Below are 2,637 nucleotides of genomic sequence, written 5' to 3' on the forward strand. Positions count from 1 at the left end.
TGGCACGGCTGAAACCTTCCAGACCGGCCTTGGCGGCTGCATAGTTTACTTGGCCAGCGTTGCCCATGGCACCCACTACCGAGCCAATACTGATAATTCGACCCCAGCGCGCCTTGGTCATGCCGCGCAGAACGCCCTTGGACAGGCGGAATAGACTGTTCAGGTTGGTATCGATCACGTCGTACCACTCATCGTCTTTCATGCGCATCATCAGGTTATCGCGGGTGATGCCGGCATTATTGACCAGGATCGCCACTGGTGCACCGAACTGCTCCTGAATGCTCGCCAGCACTGCACTGACCGATTCATCGCTGGTCACGTTCAGCTCAAGGCCAGTGCCCTGAATACCGTTTTCCTTCAGGGTTGCAGCAATGCGCTCAGCACCCGAAGCCGAGGTCGCGGTGCCAATAACGATGGCGCCCTGACGACCCAGTTCCAGCGCGATGGCCTGGCCGATGCCACGGCTTGCACCGGTGACCAGTGCAACTTTACCTTGCAGACTCATGCAAGTTTCTCCTGATTCAGGCTTGCGCTGCGCGAGCGGCAGCGAAAGCGTCTGGGGTATTGAGGTTGGAAGTCGCCACGCCTTCAGCGCAACGTTTGTTCAGACCGGCGAGGACTTTGCCCGGGCCGCATTCGACCAGATTGGTCGCGCCCTTGGCTGCCAGCGTCTGTACCGATTCAACCCAGCGGACTGGCTTGTAGAGTTGTTCGAGCAGATCACGCTTGAGGGTTTCCAGATCAGCCGGCACTTGCGCGCTGACGTTCTGTACCACCGGAATCTGCGGCGCCTGCCAGTCGATGGCGGCGATGGATTCGGCAAAGCGCTCGGCGGCCGGACGCATCAATTCGCAGTGCGACGGCACGCTTACCGGCAGCGGCATCGCGCGCTTGGCACCACGGGCCTTGCAGCCTTCGATGGCGCGCTCAACGGCAGCCTTGGCACCGGCGATAACGACTTGGCCAGGCGAGTTGAAGTTGACGGCGCTGACCACTTCACCTTGCGCAGCTTCGGCGCAGGCTGCCAGCACGTCAGCGTCTTCCAGACCGAGGATGGCGGCCATGCCACCCTGCCCGGCCGGAACCGCTTCCTGCATCAGTTGGCCACGGCGCTCAACGAGCTTCACCGCGTCCGCCAGTGTCAGGCTGCCAGCGGCAACCAGCGCGCTGTATTCACCCAAGCTGTGACCGGCAACAAAGGCCGGACGCGCGCCACCTTCTGCCAGCCACAGACGCCACAGGGCGATCGAAGCGGTCAGAATGGCCGGTTGGGTTTTATCGGTTTGATTGAGCAGCTCTTCCGGGCCCTGCTGGGTCAGTGCCCACAGGTCATAGCCCAGAGCAGCGGAGGCTTCTTGGAATGTTTCGAGGATCAGCGGGTATTGCGCGCCCAGCTCGGCCAGCATGCCGAGGGACTGCGAACCCTGTCCTGGAAAGACGAATGCGAGGGAAGCAGACATGTAACAAGCCCCTAATGATCTTGTCGTCGGAAAATGACGCCCCGCGTGGGGACGCAAGAAACTGACAGTTGGATGGCCCTTTGAACCGGGCGGTCACATTTAAGCATTGTCCGACGAAAACGCCTAAGACAACAAATCCTCCAGACGACCGTGGAGACGCTCGGGCAAGTTCTCTTGAATCTCGATCAGCGCACGCTGGATCGCACTCTGGAAGCCCTGAACACCGGCCGAACCGTGACTTTTCACGACGATGCCCTGCAAGCCGAGAAAGCTTGCGCCATTGTGTCGCGCCGGCGCCAGATCCGCCTGCAAACGCTTCATCAATGGCAACGCCAACGCACCCACCGCACGGGACGCCAGATTCTTTTTGAACAGCGCCTCGATGCGCGCAGCAATCATCGTCGCCAGACCCTCGCTGGATTTGAGCAGAATATTGCCGACGAAACCGTCGCACACCACCACATCCGCCTCGCCGCGATACAACCCGTCGCCTTCAATGAAGCCGATGTAGTTGATGCCACGAGCAGCCTGCAACAACGTCGCCGCCAGTTTGACCTGCTGGTTACCCTTGATGTCTTCAGTGCCGATATTCAGCAGCGCCACACGCGGACGATTGATCCCCAGCGTCTGCGCCGCCACCGAACCCATTACCGCAAATTGCAGCAGATGCTCGGCGCTGCAATCGACATTGGCACCCAGATCGAGCAACTGGCAAAAACCCTTCTGCGTCGGAATCGCCGCCACCATCGCCGGGCGATCAATCCCCGGCAAGGTCTTCAGCACAAATCGCGACAGCGCCATCAACGCACCGGTATTGCCGGCACTGACACAGGCTTGCGCCTTGCCATCACGCACCAGCTCCAGGGCGACACGCATCGACGAGTCCGGCTTGCCACGCAAGGCTTGAGTCGGTTTTTCGTCCATGGTGATGACTTCGCTGGCACCCACAATCGTCAGGCGCGCGCGATCGGCAGCCGATTGGCCGTGGATCAATTCTTCAAGAAGGGAGGGTTGACCGACGAGGGTCAGGTGCAGCGAGGGCGTAGCAGAAAGGCAAGCAAGGCTGGCCTGAACAATGCTGCGGGGACCGAAGTCCCCGCCCATTGCGTCAATCGCGATGACTTGAGCGGACAAGTGATTACTCGTCAGCGCCCTTGTCGATCACTTTACGGCCACG

3 protein-coding genes are annotated in these 2,637 nt (G+C 60.4%); all 3 read right to left on the reverse strand.

All coding sequences use genetic code 11. The features are described from left to right. Positions 1-505 (reverse strand): SDR family NAD(P)-dependent oxidoreductase (locus ACIOMO_RS27850; protein ID WP_401244683.1); only part of this gene is annotated, 505 nt, incomplete at its 3' end. Positions 506-521: 16 nt separating this feature from the next. Further along, positions 522-1,460 carry an ACP S-malonyltransferase gene (gene fabD, locus ACIOMO_RS27855; protein ID WP_159811495.1) on the reverse strand — a complete coding sequence of 313 codons (939 nt, stop codon included), beginning with the start codon at positions 1,458-1,460 and terminating at the stop codon, positions 522-524. A 123-nt stretch (positions 1,461-1,583) separates the two neighbouring features. Beyond that, a complete protein-coding gene (gene plsX, locus ACIOMO_RS27860) occupies positions 1,584-2,594 on the reverse strand; it encodes a phosphate acyltransferase PlsX (protein WP_082341469.1) in 1,011 nt (336 codons plus the stop codon). Between the last annotated feature and the right edge of the window lie 43 nt (positions 2,595-2,637).

This window comes from Pseudomonas sp. NPDC087804, from assembly GCF_044742965.1.
Classification (GTDB): Bacteria; Pseudomonadota; Gammaproteobacteria; order Pseudomonadales; family Pseudomonadaceae; genus Aquipseudomonas; species Aquipseudomonas rustica.